This is a genomic window from Amycolatopsis sp. NPDC006125 (genome assembly GCF_040614195.1).
GTDB lineage: Bacteria > Actinomycetota > Actinomycetes > Mycobacteriales > Pseudonocardiaceae > Amycolatopsis_E > Amycolatopsis_E tucumanensis.
This window is the reverse complement of record NZ_JBEXTZ010000048.1, coordinates 21,149-36,270: the sequence shown is the minus strand read 5'-3', so window position 1 is coordinate 36,270 and position 15,122 is coordinate 21,149. Positions and strand designations below refer to the sequence as shown.

Annotated in this window: 16 protein-coding genes; 8 read left to right on the top strand and 8 right to left on the bottom strand. The window is 73.6% G+C overall.

The annotated features are described in order from the left end of the window. Nucleotides 1–10 precede the first annotated feature (10 nt). The 4 genes from ABZ193_RS23855 to ABZ193_RS23840 are packed head-to-tail and all read left to right on the top strand — an operon-like array spanning nucleotide 11 to nucleotide 3,478. Nucleotides 11–700: an alpha/beta hydrolase gene (locus ABZ193_RS23855; protein WP_020419260.1), complete on the top strand. Its 690-nt coding sequence runs from the start codon at nucleotides 11–13 to the stop codon at nucleotides 698–700. Continuing rightward, nucleotides 685–1,986, top strand: coding sequence for a histidinol dehydrogenase (hisD, locus tag ABZ193_RS23850; protein ID WP_354711506.1), 1,302 nt, complete (start codon nucleotides 685–687; stop codon nucleotides 1,984–1,986). The genes ABZ193_RS23855 and hisD overlap by 16 nt, the downstream gene beginning before the upstream one ends. After that, nucleotides 1,971–2,735 (top strand): SDR family NAD(P)-dependent oxidoreductase, encoded by a 765-nt coding sequence (locus ABZ193_RS23845; RefSeq protein ID WP_354711505.1) that lies wholly within the window; start codon nucleotides 1,971–1,973, stop codon nucleotides 2,733–2,735. The genes hisD and ABZ193_RS23845 overlap by 16 nt, the downstream gene beginning before the upstream one ends. Beyond that, nucleotides 2,732–3,478: an aldolase/citrate lyase family protein gene (locus tag ABZ193_RS23840; protein ID WP_354711504.1), complete on the top strand. Its 747-nt coding sequence runs from the start codon at nucleotides 2,732–2,734 to the stop codon at nucleotides 3,476–3,478. The genes ABZ193_RS23845 and ABZ193_RS23840 overlap by 4 nt, the downstream gene beginning before the upstream one ends. On the opposite strand, the gene ABZ193_RS23835 is transcribed toward ABZ193_RS23840, so the two are convergent. From ABZ193_RS23835 to ABZ193_RS23815, 5 genes are all read right to left on the bottom strand, one after another. Next, nucleotides 3,463–3,843 (bottom strand): nuclear transport factor 2 family protein, encoded by a 381-nt coding sequence (locus tag ABZ193_RS23835; protein WP_039791641.1) that lies wholly within the window; start codon nucleotides 3,841–3,843, stop codon nucleotides 3,463–3,465. The two genes, ABZ193_RS23840 and ABZ193_RS23835, sit on opposite strands and share 16 nt — an antisense overlap. Nucleotides 3,844–3,965: 122 nt before the next feature. Then, a complete protein-coding gene (locus ABZ193_RS23830) occupies nucleotides 3,966–4,970 on the bottom strand; it encodes a TerC/Alx family metal homeostasis membrane protein (protein ID WP_237335450.1) in 1,005 nt (334 codons plus the stop codon). Between the two features lie 242 nt (nucleotides 4,971–5,212). Beyond that, a complete protein-coding gene (locus ABZ193_RS23825; RefSeq protein WP_354711502.1) occupies nucleotides 5,213–5,878 on the bottom strand; it encodes a DUF4097 family beta strand repeat-containing protein in 666 nt (221 codons plus the stop codon). 96 nt (nucleotides 5,879–5,974) lie between these two features. Beyond that, entirely contained in the window at nucleotides 5,975–7,603 is a 1,629-nt protein-coding gene (locus tag ABZ193_RS23820) for a thiamine pyrophosphate-binding protein (RefSeq protein ID WP_354711500.1), read from the bottom strand. After that, nucleotides 7,600–8,376, bottom strand: a complete 777-nt coding sequence (locus ABZ193_RS23815) for a cyclase family protein (protein WP_354711499.1) — start codon at nucleotides 8,374–8,376, stop codon at nucleotides 7,600–7,602. The genes ABZ193_RS23820 and ABZ193_RS23815 overlap by 4 nt, the downstream gene beginning before the upstream one ends. Nucleotides 8,377–8,501: 125 nt before the next feature. Here ABZ193_RS23815 and ABZ193_RS23810 point away from each other — a divergent pair, with 125 nt between their 5' ends. From ABZ193_RS23810 to ABZ193_RS23800, 3 genes are read left to right on the top strand one after another with little or no spacing between them, the layout of a single operon-like run. Continuing rightward, nucleotides 8,502–9,158 carry a response regulator transcription factor gene (locus tag ABZ193_RS23810; RefSeq protein WP_237335453.1) on the top strand — a complete coding sequence of 219 codons (657 nt, stop codon included), beginning with the start codon at nucleotides 8,502–8,504 and terminating at the stop codon, nucleotides 9,156–9,158. Continuing rightward, entirely contained in the window at nucleotides 9,155–10,261 is a 1,107-nt protein-coding gene (locus tag ABZ193_RS23805) for a HAMP domain-containing sensor histidine kinase (protein ID WP_354711498.1), read from the top strand. The genes ABZ193_RS23810 and ABZ193_RS23805 overlap by 4 nt, the downstream gene beginning before the upstream one ends. 9 nt (nucleotides 10,262–10,270) lie before the next feature. Beyond that, a complete protein-coding gene (locus ABZ193_RS23800; RefSeq protein WP_354711496.1) occupies nucleotides 10,271–10,909 on the top strand; it encodes a YigZ family protein in 639 nt (212 codons plus the stop codon). A gap of 330 nt (nucleotides 10,910–11,239) precedes the next feature. Here ABZ193_RS23800 and ABZ193_RS23795 read toward each other — a convergent pair whose 3' ends face one another. Then, nucleotides 11,240–11,671: a nitroreductase family deazaflavin-dependent oxidoreductase gene (locus tag ABZ193_RS23795; protein WP_354711495.1), complete on the bottom strand. Its 432-nt coding sequence runs from the start codon at nucleotides 11,669–11,671 to the stop codon at nucleotides 11,240–11,242. An 81-nt stretch (nucleotides 11,672–11,752) separates the two neighbouring features. Here ABZ193_RS23795 and ABZ193_RS23790 point away from each other — a divergent pair, with 81 nt between their 5' ends. Next, entirely contained in the window at nucleotides 11,753–12,700 is a 948-nt protein-coding gene (locus tag ABZ193_RS23790) for an AraC family transcriptional regulator (protein WP_354711494.1), read from the top strand. A 376-nt stretch (nucleotides 12,701–13,076) separates the two neighbouring features. Here the strand turns inward: ABZ193_RS23790 and ABZ193_RS23785 are convergent, their stop codons facing one another. Then, the gene (locus tag ABZ193_RS23785) at nucleotides 13,077–14,450 is read right to left on the bottom strand and encodes an FAD-binding oxidoreductase (protein WP_354711492.1); all 1,374 of its coding nucleotides are present in this window, start codon (nucleotides 14,448–14,450) and stop codon (nucleotides 13,077–13,079) included. A 109-nt stretch (nucleotides 14,451–14,559) separates the two neighbouring features. Next, complete coding sequence (locus ABZ193_RS23780) at nucleotides 14,560–15,015, bottom strand: hypothetical protein (RefSeq protein ID WP_354711491.1); 456 nt, start codon at nucleotides 15,013–15,015, stop codon at nucleotides 14,560–14,562. Nucleotides 15,016–15,122 lie beyond the last annotated feature (107 nt).

Below are 15,122 nucleotides of genomic sequence, written 5' to 3'. Positions count from 1 at the left end.
GGCGCCGCCGGTGGTGCTCGTGCCCGGCATGCTGTGCGACGCGGACCTGTGGGCCGATGTCGACGTGCCGTCGCCGGTCGTGCACGCGGAGATCACCGCGCCGGACATCGGCGGCATGGCCGAGCAGATCCTCGCCGCGGTCGACGGCCCGTTCGTGCTCGCCGGGCTGAGCCTGGGCGCGATCGCCGGGTTCGAGGTCGCCCGGCGCGCGCCAGGGCGGCTGGCCGGGTTCTGCGCCATGGCGACCAACGCGGGCGCGCCGCGGCGGGAGCAGCTGGCGGGCTGGGCGGAGCTCGACCGGCTCACTGCCGACGGCGGGTTCGAGGCGGCCGTCGCCCGGATCCTGCCGACCATGTTCGCCGAGCCGGATCCCGTGCTGCGTCAACGGTTTCTCGGCATGGCCGGTCGCGTCGGGCCCGCCGTGTTCCGGTCCCAGCTCGCCGCGCAAGCCACCCGGCGCGACGCCCACGCCGCGATCGCGACGCTGTCCTGCCCGGTCCTGGTGCTGTGCGGCGAACGCGACGCGCTCTGCCCGCCTGCCTTCCACCACAAGATCGCCGCGCACGCGCGGGACGCCACCTGCCACGTCATCCCCGGGGCCGGGCACCTGCTGACGCTCGAAGCCCCGGACACCACAACCACCCTGCTGCGCGACTGGCTGCGCGGCCTACCGAAGGAGTTCCGATGCCCAAGGTCCTGAAATCCGCCGTCCCCGCCGAGCAGGTCGCCGCCCACCGCGACGACGTCGCCGACCGCGTCCGCGGGATCATCACCGACATCCGGGACCGCGGCGACGCCGCGGTCCGGGAGTACTCGGCGAAGTTCGACTCGTGGTCGCCGGAGTCGTTCCGGCTCTCCCCGGAGCGGATCGAGGAGATCGTCGCCCGCGTTCCGGCCCAGGTGCTGGACGACATCCGGTTCGTGCAGGACCAGGTGCGCACCTTCGCCCGGCACCAGCGGGACTCGATGCGCGAGTTCGAGGTCGAGACCCTGCCCGGGGTCCACTTGGGACAGAAGCACGTGCCGGTCGCCGCGGCGGGCGCGTACGTCCCCGGCGGCCGGTACCCGCTCACCGCGTCCGCGCACATGACCATCGTGACCGCGAAGGTCGCGGGGGTGCCGCGGGTGGCCGCGTGCACGCCGCCGATCCGCGGCGAGGTGCCCGACGCCACCGTCGCCGCCATGCACCTGGCGGGCGCCGACGAGATCTACCTGCTCGGCGGGGTGCAGGCGGTGGCGGCGCTGGCCGTCGGCACCGAGACCATCGGGCGCGTCGACCTGATCGCCGGCCCCGGGAACGCCTACGTCGCGGAGGCCAAGCGGCAGCTGTTCGGCGAGGTCGGCATCGACCTGTTCGCCGGGCCGACCGAGGTGCTGGTGATCGCCGACCACACCGCCGACCCGTTCGTCGTCGCGGTGGACCTGCTGTCGCAGGCCGAGCACGGACCGGACTCGCCCGCGGTGCTGATCACCACCTCGGCGGACCTCGCGCGGGAGGTGCTCGACCACGTCGAGGCGCTGCTGCCCGGCATGCCCACCCGCGACTTCGCCGAGCCGGCGTGGCGCGACCACGGCGAGATCCACGTGGTCGACTCGGCCGACGAGGCGTTCGCGCTGGCCGACGCCTACGCGTCCGAGCACGTCCAGGTGCTCACCGCGCAGCCGCGGCAGGCGCTGGAGAAGATGCGGAACTACGGCGCGTTGTTCCTCGGCCCGGGCACCTGCGTGTCCTTCGGGGACAAGGTGATCGGCACGAACCACGTCCTGCCGACGCGCGGCGCGGCCAGGTACACCGGCGGGCTGTGGGTCGGCAAGTACCTCAAGACCGTGACCTACCAGGAGGTCACCAGCAGCGAGTCGAGCGAGCGGCTGGGCGAGGTGTGCGGCCGGGCGGCGCGGGTCGAGCTGTTCGAGGGCCACGCGCGGTCCGGCGACGTGCGCGCGGCCGGGTTCCGGCGGGGGGAGCTGGCGTGGAACCCGGCCTGAGCGGGCGCACCGCGCTGGTCACCGGCGGCGGCAACGGCCTCGGCCGGGCGATCGCCGTGGCGCTGTCGGAGGCCGGCGCGCGGGTCGTGGTGACCGGGCGGCGGCGGTCCAGTTTGGACGAGACGGTGGCCGCCCTGCCCGGGCCGGGGCGGGCGGCGGTGTGCGACGTGGCCGACCCCGGCTCGGTCGCCGCGCTGGCCGCGGAGCTGGCGGACGAGGAGATCTCGGTGCTCGTCAACAACGCCGGCGTCGCGGGGCCGGTCAAGCCGCTGACCGAGGTCGAGCCGGACGAGTGGGACGAGGTGTTCGCGGTCAACGTCCGCGGCGTGTACCTGGTGTGCCGGGCGTTCCTGCCGCCGATGGTCGCGCGCGGGGCGGGGGACGTCGTGAACATCGCGTCGGTGAGCGGGAAGCGGCCGTTGCTGCGGCGCACCCCGTACTGCGCGTCGAAGATGGCGGTGATCGGGCTGACGGCCACGCTCGCGGGCGAGGTCGGGCCGCACGGGGTGACGGTGAACTCGCTGTCGCCGGGGCCGGTGGCCGGGCCGCGCATGGAACGCAACTTCCGGCTGGAGGCCGAGCGCACCGGCGTGAGTTACGAGGAGGCGGAGCGGGCTTTTGTGGGGCGGTCGGCGTTGGGCCGGATGGTGACGGAGGCGGAGGTGGCGGCCGGGGTGCTGGCGATGTTGCGGATGCCGGGGCTGTGTGCGGCGGACATCGACCTGTCGGCAGGGATGGTGGCGCGGTGAGGACGCTGAAACAACGCCTGGCGGCGGGGGAGCGGCTGCTCGGCGGCCTGCTGCGGCTGCCGTCGGAAACGCTCGTCGAGATGGCCGGCGTCGCCGGGCTCGACTTCGTCGTGCTCGACTGCGAACACGGGCCCGCCGACCTGGTGCCGCTGCAGCAGCACGTCGTCGCGGCCCAGGCGCACGGGCTGGGCGTGCTGGTCCGGGCCGGGGCGGCCGAGCCCGCGCTCGTCCTGCGCGTCCTCGACCTGGGCGCGGATGGCGTGATCGTGCCGCACGTCGACACCGCGGAGCAGGCCAGGGCGGTCGTCGCGGCCGCGCACTACCCGCCGCTCGGCGAGCGCGGCTTCGCGACCTACAGCCGGGCAGGCCGGTTCGGCGCCCGGGATATCGCCGAGCACCTGGCGCGCTCCGCGGAGACCACGCTGGTCGTGCCGATGATCGAGACGCCGGAGGCGTGCGCGGCGGCGCCGGAGATCCTGGCCGTGCCGGGCGTCGACGCGGTGCTGGTGGGTCCCGCGGACCTGTCGGTGGCGATGGGACTGACCGGTGGCGCCGCCGAACCCCGCGTCCGCCAGGCGATGGCGGAGGTCGCGAACGCGGCGGAGCGGGCGGGCAAGCCGATGGTGAGCATCGTGGGCGGCACGGCGCAGGCCGTGGCGGCCCCGCCGGGCGCGGTGATCTACAACCTGGCGCACGTGCTGCTCCACACGCTGCGCGACCTGGCCGGTCAGTCCGGGCGGTAGGACTTCTCCGGCCAGAACGGCCACTCCTCGAACGCCCGGCACCGGCCGTCCCCGGCGAAGCGGATGATCCACAGGTCCCGGTACTGCTGTCGCGTGGGTTCGCCGTAGGTCACCTCGACCCGCACGACGGCGGTGTCCCCGTCGAGGGCCACCGGTTCGCTGGTCATCCGGAAGTCCTCGTCGGGGCCGGTCCGCTCGGCCTCCCACATCGCGGCGATGGCCGGCAGTCCCCGCACCGGTTCGCGGTACGGGGACTGCCGGTAGGTCGCGTCGTCGGTGAACAGTTCCGCCAGGGCGCCGGTGCCCGGTGACCGCCACGCGCGCTCGTAGCCGTCGACCCAGGACCGCACTCGTCGCTCGTCCATCCGGTGAGTGTGGCACCGGACGGCGGCTCAGCGCGGCGGCCGTGCGTCCAGCAGCACCAGGACCGTGACGAGCGCGGCGAGGACGAGCAGCGTGATCAGGGCCGCGTCGACCAGCAGGCCGGTCATGACGGGCTCCGCTCGGCGGCGCGCTTGCCGGACCGCAGGCTGGTCACCGTCACGGTCGCCAGGATCAGCACGATGACCAGCAGCGAGACCGGGGTGGGGATGGTCGGCACCGCGGGCCACACCTCGTGCGCCCAGTGCAGCACGAGCTTGACTCCGATGAACGCCAGGATGACGGCGAGCCCGTGGTTGAGGTGGGTGAGCTTGGCCAGCGCGGTGTGCAGCACGAAGTACAGCGCACGCAGGCCGAGCAGGGCGAACGCGTTGGTGGTGAAGACGAGGTACGGGTCCTCGGTGATGCCGTAGACCGCGGGCACGGAGTCGACGGCGAACACCACGTCCGTGGCGAAGACGGCCACCACCACGAGCGTCAGCGGGGTCAGTGCCCGCCGTCCGCGCTCGCGGACCACCAGGCGCGTGCCGCGGTAGTCGTCGGTGACCGGCATCAGCCTGCGCAGCAGCCGGACCGAGCGCATCCGCGACACGTCGGGATCCGTTTCCGGTCCGCTGAGGGCCTCGTGCAGGATCTTCACCGCCGAGGCGAACAGGATCAGGCCGAACACCAGGAACGCCCAGGTGCCGGCCTGCAACAGCGCGGCGCCGGCGGCGATGAAGATGCCACGCAGCACCAGCGCGCCGACGATGCCGTAGAGCAGCACCCGTTGTTGCACCTCGACGGGCACGGCGAACGCCGCCAGCAGCAGCATGAACACGAAGAGGTTGTCGACGGAAAGCGATTTCTCGACGACGAACCCGGTGGCGAACTCCAGCGCCTGCGCGCCGCCGAACGCGGTCCACAACCAGAAGGCGAACACCAGCGGCAGCGTCAGGTAGAACACCGACCAGCCGGCGGCCTCACGCAGCGACACCTCGTGCGGCCGCCGCGTCACGAGGAAATCGGCCGCCAGCAGGGCCAGCAGCACGGCGATGCTGATCACCCACAACCACGGGCTGCCGATCGACGACGCGGGCGCGGCAGCGGCGACCGCGGACTGGTGCGACATGGGGCCTCCTCGAACACCGTCAGCGTTCGAGGTCTCCTTCACCCGCATCGCGGGCGCCCTGCCGGGGACACGCCGGGTGTCCGTACTGACCGGTCAGGGACCTTGGGAAGTACTCCCCTCGGGACCGAGTATCGGACAAATCGGACACCGTGTAAAGGGGGTCACCCGGACGCGGTAACCGGCCGAACCGTCCACATGGGACTGAACAGGGCCGGCGCCCCAGTGGCGCCGGCCCTTCCCGGTCAGAGGCTGTGGGCGGCGATGTCGCCCTGCGAGGTGGTGGCGCGGATGGTCAGCTCCGGGTTGCCGTTGTTCTTCAGCGCGTTGCTGATCCGGCCGTGGTCGGTGCCGGCGTCCAGGGTGGCCGAGACACCGGCCGCCGCGCCGACGGTGATGTCGCCCGCCTGCGTGCGCAGCACGACGGTGCCGCTGACGGCCTCGGTGAGGCGGATGTCGCCGCGGGCGGTGGTGATCTCCGTGGCGCCGCCGACCCGGCCGACCTCCACGTCACCGTCGGTCGCGGTGAGCCGCAGCGTCGCGGCCTCGTCGAGGTGGATGTCGCGGTAGGCGCCCGCCACCCTGACGTTGCCGAAGCGGCCGGTGGCGCGGAGCTCAGCGGCATTGCTGGTGACGTCGACGCGGGAGCCGGCGGGCAGGTGCACGGTGACCGCCACCGAACCGGACGGGCCGAAGACCCGGTTGCCGGGCTCCGGCGCCTCGACCCGCAGCACACCGTCGGCGTAGGTGACGGTGGTCTGTTCGGCCAGCTGCACGTCGCGGCTCTTGCCGGGGTCGGCCGGGGCGACCTCGACGGTCGTGTCGGCGCGGTCCGCGGCGGCCAGGTGGATGCGCCCGGCGGGGACGGTCAGGACGGCGGCGATCGGGGCGGTGGTGGCGAAGTTCTGCATCGGTCTCTCCTTGCTGAGCGGCTTGATGGGAACACCATCGCCCGCTGCACTGACACCGGACCGCCACCGCGCTGACGCGGCCGCTGACACGGGACGTCAGTGGCCGTGGAAGGCCTCCGCCAGCCACCACGACCCGCCGTCGTCGATGATCTTCGCGTCCACGACCAGCGGTTTCTCCCGCGGGCCGGCCAGCCACGCGGAGACCTGCCGCAGGTCGGCGACGGTGCGGACGGTGACCCCGGCGCAGCCGAACCCGCGCCCGATCGCGGCGATGTCGGTCGGCGGGAACCGGACGGTCGTGTGGTCGCCGGTGAAGTGGTGCACCTCCGCGCCGTACGCGGCGTCGTTGTAGACGACCACCAGCAGCGGCAGGCCCAGCCGCACGGCCGTGTCGAGCTCCTGGGCCGCCATGTGGAACCCGCCGTCGCCGAGGGCGGCGATGGGCAGCCGCCCGGGCTGGGCGATCGCCGCGCCGATCGCGGTGGCCAGCCCCAGCCCGATGGACTGGAAGGCCTGGGTGAAGCAGAACCCGAACTCGTCCGGCACGTCCAGGAACGCGCTGGGGTAACCCATGAAGTTGCCCGAGTCCACGGACACCACGCGCTCGGCGGGCAGGATCCGGTCCAGCTCCGCGGACAGCGTGCGCGGGTCGATCAGGTCCGCGGTCGACTCGTCGCGGTAGTCGGTCGCCGACCAGCGGGCCCGCGCGGCGATCCGGTCCCGCAGCGCGGGGGAGCGGTAGCCGGCTTTTCTCCGGTCGCCCAGCTCGGCGAGCACCGCGCGGGCGGTCACCGCCGCGTCGCCCACGACGCCGACGTCGACCGGCCGGTGCGCGCCGATCGCGCTCGCCTCCAGGTCGACCTGCGCGAGGCGGGCGCCGGGGCCGATCAGCTTGCCGTGGCGGGTGGTCCACCGGTTGAGCGCGCAGCCCCAGCCGACGACGAGATCGGCGTCGCGGACGAGCTCCGCGGTCAGCGGGGAGGCGAACCCGCCGGAGATGCCCAGCGCCCACGGGTCGCCGTGGAACAGGCCGTGCGCCACCGCGGACGTCGCGAGCAGCGCGCCGCACGCGTCGGCCAGCGCCCGGATCTCCGCGGCCGCGCCCCGGCCACCCCGGCCGGCGATGAACACCGGCCGCTCCGCGGCGGCGAGCAGCTCGGCCAGTTCCGCCACCGCGGCGGCATCGGGCTCCGGCGCGGGAGGGGCGGGCACCGGCTCGATGGCTTCCAGCGTCGGCGCGGGCTCGGCCTGCACGTCCAGGGGCAGGTTCAGCACTACGGTGCGGCGCTCGTGCAGCGCGGTCCGGTACGCGCGCACCGTGTCGGCCACCGCGGTCTCCGGGCTGTGCACACGCTCGGCGACCGCGCCGACCGCCCGGGCGAGCCCGTCCTGGTCGATGCGGAAGTTGTTGAGCGGATCGGCGGCGGGCGACTCGGCGGTGAGGACGATCAGCGGGGTGCGGCTCTTGGCCGCTTCGCCGATGCCGGTGACCGCGTTGGTCAGCCCGCAGCCCTGGTGGGTCGACACGAGCGCGACCCGGCCGCTCATCCGCGCGCACGCGTCGGCGGCGGTGGCCGCGCCGCCCTCGTGGCGGGTGGCGTGGAAGGCGACCCCGGCCGCCCGCAACGCGTTGGTGACGTGGAAGTTGCCGCTGCCCACCACGCCGAACACCGGACCGGCGCCCAGCTCCGCCAGGACCCGCCCGACCGCCTCGGCGACGATCACGCCCGCTCCACGAGCGCGTACACGCGCGCCGGGCTGCCCGACCCGCCGACGATCGGCAGCGGCGAGACCACCAGCAGGGCGCCGGTCGGCGGCAGCTGCGCGAGGTTGCGCAGCTGGGTCAGCCCGCACTTGCCCGCGCCGAGCAGGCGGTCGTGGCAGGGGAAGATCGGCTCCAGCTCGGCGGCGCGGCCGGCGTCGGTGCCCACGGTCTCCACGCCGAACCCCGCGATCGGGGCTTCCTCGGCGAGCCACCGCGCGCACTCCGGCGACACGCCCGGGGTGTGCGAGGCGCCGTCGCTGACGTTGAGGAAGCTGTCCTGGTCGCCGGAGCGTGCGTCCCACCCGGTCCGGTAAAGTAGCCAGCCGCCCTCGGGCAGCGGCCCGTGCTCGCGTTCCCAGTCCCGGACGTCGTCGATGCCCAGCAGGAAGTCGGGATCGTCGTCGACCCGCGCCGACATGTCCAGCACGGCGGCCGGCCCGATGAGCGTGCGCAGCGGGATCTGGTCGACGCTGGGGCCGTCCTTGCCGGACAGCCAGTGGTTGGGCGCGTCGACGTGCGTGCCGACGTGCTCGCCGGTGTGGATGTCGTTCCAGTACCAGCGCGGACCGCGGTCGTCGTAGCGGCTGATCTCCTCCAGCCGGAAGCCGGTGGTGTTGGCGAAGGGCGGCGGCAGCTGCAGCACCGGCGTGCTCTCCGACAGCGGCGCGGTCAGGTCGACGACGTCGACGCGGCTGCTCCGCAGCGCGGACAGCAGATCGGCCAGGACGGGCATCGGAACCTCCTCGGATCGTGGCGCTCCGGCGGTCGTGCGCGGCCCGCGCTCGGAACGAGACTAGCCACCCGCGCAACGGTCCCGGTCATACGGAATCCATAGGTCCCGCCCGCGATACTCGCGCCATGCGGGTGCTCTTGGTGGAGGACGAACAGCCCCTGGCCGGCTACATCGTCACCGGTCTGCGCAAGCAGGGCTTCGCCGTCGACCTCGCCGGGGACGGGCGCACCGCGCTGGAGAAGTGCGAGCTCACGCCCTACGACGTCGTGGTGCTGGACCGGGACCTGCCGGTCGTGCACGGCGACACGGTCTGCCGCCGCCTCGCCGATCGCGGTGGCGCGCGCATCCTCATGCTGACCGCGTCCGGCTCGGTCAGCGACCGGGTCGACGGGCTCTTCCTCGGCGCGGACGACTACCTCGGTAAACCGTTCGCGTTCACCGAGCTCGTCGCCCGCGTGCACGCGCTGGCCCGGCGCAGCGCCCCCGCCCGGCCGCCGGTGCTGCGTGCCGGTGACGTGACCCTCGACCCGGGCCGGCGCACCGCGGAACGCGGCGGACGGCTGCTGTCGCTCGCGCCCAAGGAGTTCGGCGTGCTCGAACAGCTGCTGGCCGCCGATGGCGCCGTGGTCAGCGCGGAGACCCTGCTGGACAAGGTGTGGGACGAGCACGCCGACCCGTTCACCAACGCGGTGCGGATCACCGTCGGCACCCTGCGCCGCAAGCTCGGCGAACCGCCCCTGATCGAGACCGTCACCGGCGCGGGCTACCGGCTGCGGCCGTGACGGCGCGGCTGTCCGCCCGCAGCAGGCTGACCCTGGTCTACACCGCGCTGGTGCTGGTCGCGGGCGCGGTCCTGACCGTGGTCACCTACCTGCTGACGCGGCGGCGCGCGGTCCTGGTGCAGATCACCGGCTCCGGCCCGCCGCCCCTGGACGTGGAGGTGCTCGCCCGCGAGGTGCGCGAGGACACCCTCGCGACGCTGCTGGGGCAGGGGTGGATCGCGCTGGCGGCCGTCACCGCGGTGGCCGCGCTGGTCGCCTGGCTCGTGGCCGGCCGGGTGCTGCGGCCCATCCGCACGATCTCGGCCACCGCGCGGCGGCTGTCCGCGGAGAACCTGTCGCACCGGGTGCCGGTGCGCCCGCCGCACGACGAGCTGGCCGCGCTCGCCGAGACGATCAACGGGATGCTGGACCGGATCCAGCGGGGGATGGCCGACCGCGACCGCGCGCTGGAGAGCCGGCGGCTGTTCAGCGCGAACGCCGCGCACGAGCTGCGCACCCCGCTGACGACGATCCGCACGGCGGTCGACGTGACGCTCGACGGCGAACCCACGCGCGCCGAACTGCTGACGATGGCCGCGGACGTGCGGGACGCGGCCGAGAACAGCCGCCGCACGCTCGACGGGCTGCTGGCGCTGGCGCGCAGCCAGGCCGGCGCGGGCGACCGCCGCCGGCTCGACCTGGCCGCGCTCGCCGCCGAGTCGCTGGCCGGTGTCGCGAGTGGACTGTCCGCGCAGGACATCGAGGTGGAGCGGGATTTGCACCCCGCCTGGCTGTGTGGCGAGCCGGTGCTGCTGGAGCGGATGGTGGCCAATTTGATAGGAAACGCGGTCCGCCACAACCACCCGGGCGGCTCACTGGCGGTGTCCACCCGGGCCGGTGCCGACGGCGTGGTGCTGCGTGTGGTCAACACCGGCGCCGTCGTGCCGGCCCAGCGCGTGGAACGCCTGCTGGAACCGTTCGTGCGTGGTGAGAACAGCCGCGGCGGAGCCGGGCTGGGCCTGTCCATCGTGCGTGCCGTGGTGCTCGCCCACGACGGCACGCTCACGGCTGCCGCCAACCCCGGCGGCGGGCTGGACGTCACCGTGCGGCTGCCCGCCGCATAGCATCGGCTGGTGCACGGTGAGGTCGGTGTGATCGCCCGCGACGGGGAGCACGAGGTCGAGATCAAGCGGTCCCGGTTCGTGTGCACCGTCGCGCGGGTCGATGACGTGGCGGCCGCCGCGGCGGTGATCGCCCGGGTGCGCAAGGCCGGGCCCGGCGCGAACCACCACTGCACGGCGTTGCGGGTCGGCGATCCGGAGACCGGTGAGATGACCGTCCGGAGCAACGACGACGGCGAGCCCGCCGGCACCGCGGGCGTCCCGATGCTCGAGGTGCTCGCGCGCCGCAACCTGACCGACGTCGTCGCCGTGGTGTCGCGGTGGTTCGGCGGGATCAAGCTCGGCGCGGGCGGCCTGGTCCGCGCCTACTCCGGCGCGCTGGCGGAAACCCTGGATGCCGTCGGGACGCTGCGCCGGGTGCGGCACCGCGAACTGCTGATCGCCGTGCCGCACGACGTCGCCGGCCGCCTCGAACACGACCTGCGCAACTCGCCGTACCGGCTGCAGGACATCGACTACGGCGCGGACGTCACGCTGACGGTCGCGGTCACCGAGGCCGACCGGGACGCGTTCGGCGCGTGGCTGGCCGAACGCACCGGCGGCGAGGCCGAGGCCCTCGACGCGGGGACGAGGGACCTCTACCTCCCCTGACGCGTCAGACCCGCACCACACCGGGATGGGCGGGGTCGTAGGCGCGGGAGACCTTCTTCGGAACCACCACGCGCACGCGTCCACGAGGAGTTCGCGGGCCTCGGCCGGTTCCAGCGCGGCGCGCTCCTCCTTCGGGAACGCGAACTCAATTACCGTCTCATTGGCGGAGAACGCGACGTAGAGGATCGGCCCGACCCGGAACTTCAGTCGACCGCGCACGTAGACCGGGTAGGAGCGCTCGAGCTCCGAGCCCAGGCGCGAACGTCTTCGAGCACCGCCACGACGCACCTCCTCACCCGGGGGACCTGGACCTCTACCTCCCCTGACGGATCAGACCCGCACCAGCTCGATCACCGGAATGACCCGGCTGGTCTTGCGCTGGTAGTCGGCGAACTGGGGTTGCACGGCGGACTGCTTCGCGTAGATCTCGTCCCGCTCGGGGCCCTCCAGGACGCGGGCGATCACGGGGAAGGTCTCGTCGCCGAGCTCGATCGTCGTCTTCGGGTTCGCCACCAGGTTGTGGTACCAGGCGGGGTTCTCGTCGGCGCCGCCCTTGCTGGCGAAGACGAAGATCCGGTCGCCCTCGCGGTAGTAGACCAGCGGGGCGATCCGCTCGATGCCGGATTTCGCACCCACGTGGTGCACCAGGACCAGCGGGGCGCCCTCGAAGATGCCGCCGGCCTTGCCGCCGTTGGCGCGGAACTGGGCGATGACGTCGCGGTTCATCGCGTCGAAGTCGATGTCGGTCACGACGTCGATCATAAGCGTGCGTGACGACCCGATCGATGCTCGAAAGAGCCAGATTCATATCCGATCGTGTCATCCGCTGCTACTGTTGAGCGCATGGACGTGCTGGCTGACGCGCTCGAGGTCGCGGGAGTCCGCGGCGTCCTCGGCGCGCGCATCGCCGCCGGTGGCACGTGGGGCATCTCGTGGAGCCGGATCGGCGGCGCCGGGTTCTACGCCGTCACGGCGGGCACCGCCTGGCTGGGCGTGCCCGGCCGCCCGCCCGCGCAGCTGATGCCGGGGGACGTCGTGCTGCTGCCGACCGGGACCGAGCACACCCTGACCAGCGCGCCGGACGCCCCGGCGGACACGTGCGACTGCGACGCCGCGGAACGGGCCAGGGCCGACGGCGGCGTGCTGCGCTTCGGCACCGGCGAGGTCCAGACCCACATCCTGAGCGCCTCCTACGAGTACGACCCGGCGGTGTCCACCCAGGTGCTCGCCTCGCTCCCGGAGGTGGTGCACATCCGGGCGGACAACGGCGGCAGCTGTCTCGACGACACCGTCCGCCTGCTGGCCAGGGAGCTCGCGCGTCCCCAGCTCGCCACCGCGGTCGTGCTCAGCAGGCTGGTCGACATCCTGCTCGTGCAGTTGCTGCGGGTGTGGGTGGCGCGGAACCCGGCCGGGGCACGCGGGTCCTGGCTCGGCGTGCTGTGCGACCCGCTGGTCGGCGCGGCGATCGCGAAGCTCCACGAGGATCCGGCGCGGGGGTGGACGATCGACCTGCTCGCGGCCGAGCTGGCGGTGTCGCGGACCACGCTCGCCCGCCGGTTCCGCACGGTCGCCGGCGAGTCCTTCGGGAGCTACCTGACGCGGCTGCGGATGGATCTGGCGGCGGTGCGGCTCCGGGACACCGACGACGCGCTGGAGGCCGTCGCCCGCTCGGTCGGCTACACCTCGGTGTACGCGTTCAGCCGGGCCTTCCGGCGGGATCGCGGTCACGCGCCGGGCGGTTATCGGAGGTCGGCGCGGGTGTGGAAGCCGGTTCCTTCGGGGGCTGGCTGACGGGGCCGAGGGCGGGTCTGGCGGCGGTGTGGTTGCGGGACACCGACGACGCATTGGAAATCGTTGCCCGCTCGGTGGGCTGCTCCTCGGTGTATGCGTTCGGCGGGATCGGGGTCACGCGCCGGGCGGTTATCGGAGGTCGGCGCGGGTGTGGAAGCCGGTTCCTTCGGGGGCTGGCTGAGGCGGCCGAGGGCGGGTCTGGCGGCGGTGTGGTTGCGGGACACCGACGACGCATTGGAGGTCGTTGCCCGTTCGGTGGGCTGTGCCTCGGTGTATGCGTTCCGGCGGGTTCGCGGTCACGCGCCAGGCAGCTACCGGAGGTCGGTGGGGGTGTGACCGGCGGTGGGCCGGACGGACGGCCCACCGCCGGCGCGGATCAGCCTCCGGGCCGGATGTTGTGGTTGAAGCGGAACGTGTTCGCCGGGTCGTAGGCGCGCTTCACCGCGGCCAGGCGGTCGTGCACGGCGTCGCCGTAGGCGGCGCGGACGCCGCCGGGCGTCGCGTCGCGCTCGACGAGGAACGTGGGGGTGCGCCGGGTGGTCGTCCAGGGGCGCAGGGCGTCCACGATGCGGTCGAAGTAGGACTCCATCGTGGGCATGGCGTCCGGGCCGCCGACGCCCAGCGCGTACAGGGCGAACGGCACACCCCGGCTCGGCACGGCGTTCGGCACCGCCGGCTCGCGGTCGAAGGCGCCGCCGAGCGCGCGCAGTTCCACACCCAGCAGGGGACAATCCGAATCCGGGCCGGTCAGTTCCACCAGCTTCCCGACCGTGGCGTCGCTCAGCTCACCCAGCGACGCGCCCCCGGAGAAGTGCGGGATCGGGTCAACCGGGTCGAGGTGGATCTCGGCGATCGAGGTGAACGGCTTCTCGCCGATCAGGTCGAGCACGGCCGGGGCCGCGGCGCGCATCGGCGCCAGCAGCCGTTCCGCCTCCGCCGCCTCGCCGAGGTGCGCGAACCGCAGGTGCACCACGAACGCGCCGCGCAGCGGTTCCGGCAGCTCCGGCATCGGGGGCAGGCGCTGCACCATCACCGAGGTGGTGGCCTCCTCCGGCAGCGTCGGCACCCACTCCCGCCACGCGCGTAGCACCGCTTCGGTGTCGGCGCCGGGGAAGTAGAGGGCGCCGCCGTAGAAGCGGGGGTGCGGGAACAGGTCGAACTCGATCGCCGTCACCACCCCGAAGTTGCCGATGCCGCCGCGCAGCGCCCAGAACAGCTCGGGCTCGGACTCCGCCGACGCCACGCGGAACTCACCGTCGGCGGTCACGATCTCGATGCGGCGCACGTGGTCGGCCGCGTAGCCGTACTTCCGTCCCAGGACCGGGCTCAGCCCGCCGCCCAGCGAGTAGCCGACCACGCCGACCGAGGGCGCCGACCCGGCGATCGGCGCCAGCCCGGACTTCGCCGCCTCGTCCAGCACCTGCTGCCAGCGCGCCCCGCCGCCGGCGCGGGCGACCCGGCCCGCCACGGTCACCTCGTCGAGCCGGCGGGTCGTGATGAGCAGCGCTTCCGCCGCCGGGTCCACGACCTGGTGCCCGGTCGCCTTCACCGCGACCGGCATCGAGTTGTCGCGGGCGAACCGCACGGCGTGGCGGACGTCGTCGACGCTCTCCGCGGCGACGACGATCGCCGGGGTCAGCGGGTGGATCGGGTTGAAGCCGGCGCATTCCTCGGCGTACCCGGGATCGCCGGGCCGGAGCACCGCCCCCTGTACGGCGCGGGCGAGTTCCGCGGTGTTCGGCTGCGTCATGAGTTCCCCTGTTCGTAGGCGTTTCCACAATGGGCACGCGCTCGGCAGGGTGGCCGTTCCGCGGATCGCGGCGGCGTTCCCTTACGGGCACGGGTTCGGACCCGTGGCGCTACCGCCTCGCCTCGTACACGCGGCTCACCGGCGTTTCGGCGACGCACTTCCACCGGGACAGTCCCGCTTCGCCGGCCAGGCGGCGCAGGGTCTCCTCGCCCGGGTGGTTGCCGAGGGCGTGTTCGCCGTCCTGGGCGAGCGCGGTGGGCAGGCACAGGACGACGGAGGTCGCCATGAAGGCGCGCCCGCCGGGGTGCACGTCCAGCACGTCCGCGGAGGCGTTCGGTTCGACGATCAGGCAGGTGCCGTCCGGGGCCAGCGTGGTCTCGAAGGTGACGCGACCGTCGAGCCCCTGCTCCGCGCTCAGCCGCCGGGCGGCGTGGATCGAGGGTTCGTCGGCCACCGTCGCGTGGTCGAGCTTGGCGACAACCCCGTCCAGCGCGGGCAGCCAGGCGGTGACGAGATCGGCCGCGTAGCCGGGGCGGAAGACGCGGCGTCGAACTGGCGGGCACACGCGCTGCCGGCGCGGAAGGCCTCGATCAGGGCGCCCTCGACACCGTGGAGCGAGGACAACATCAGGAAGAAACCCAGGGCGTACGTCGGCTCGTCCGCGTTCGCAAG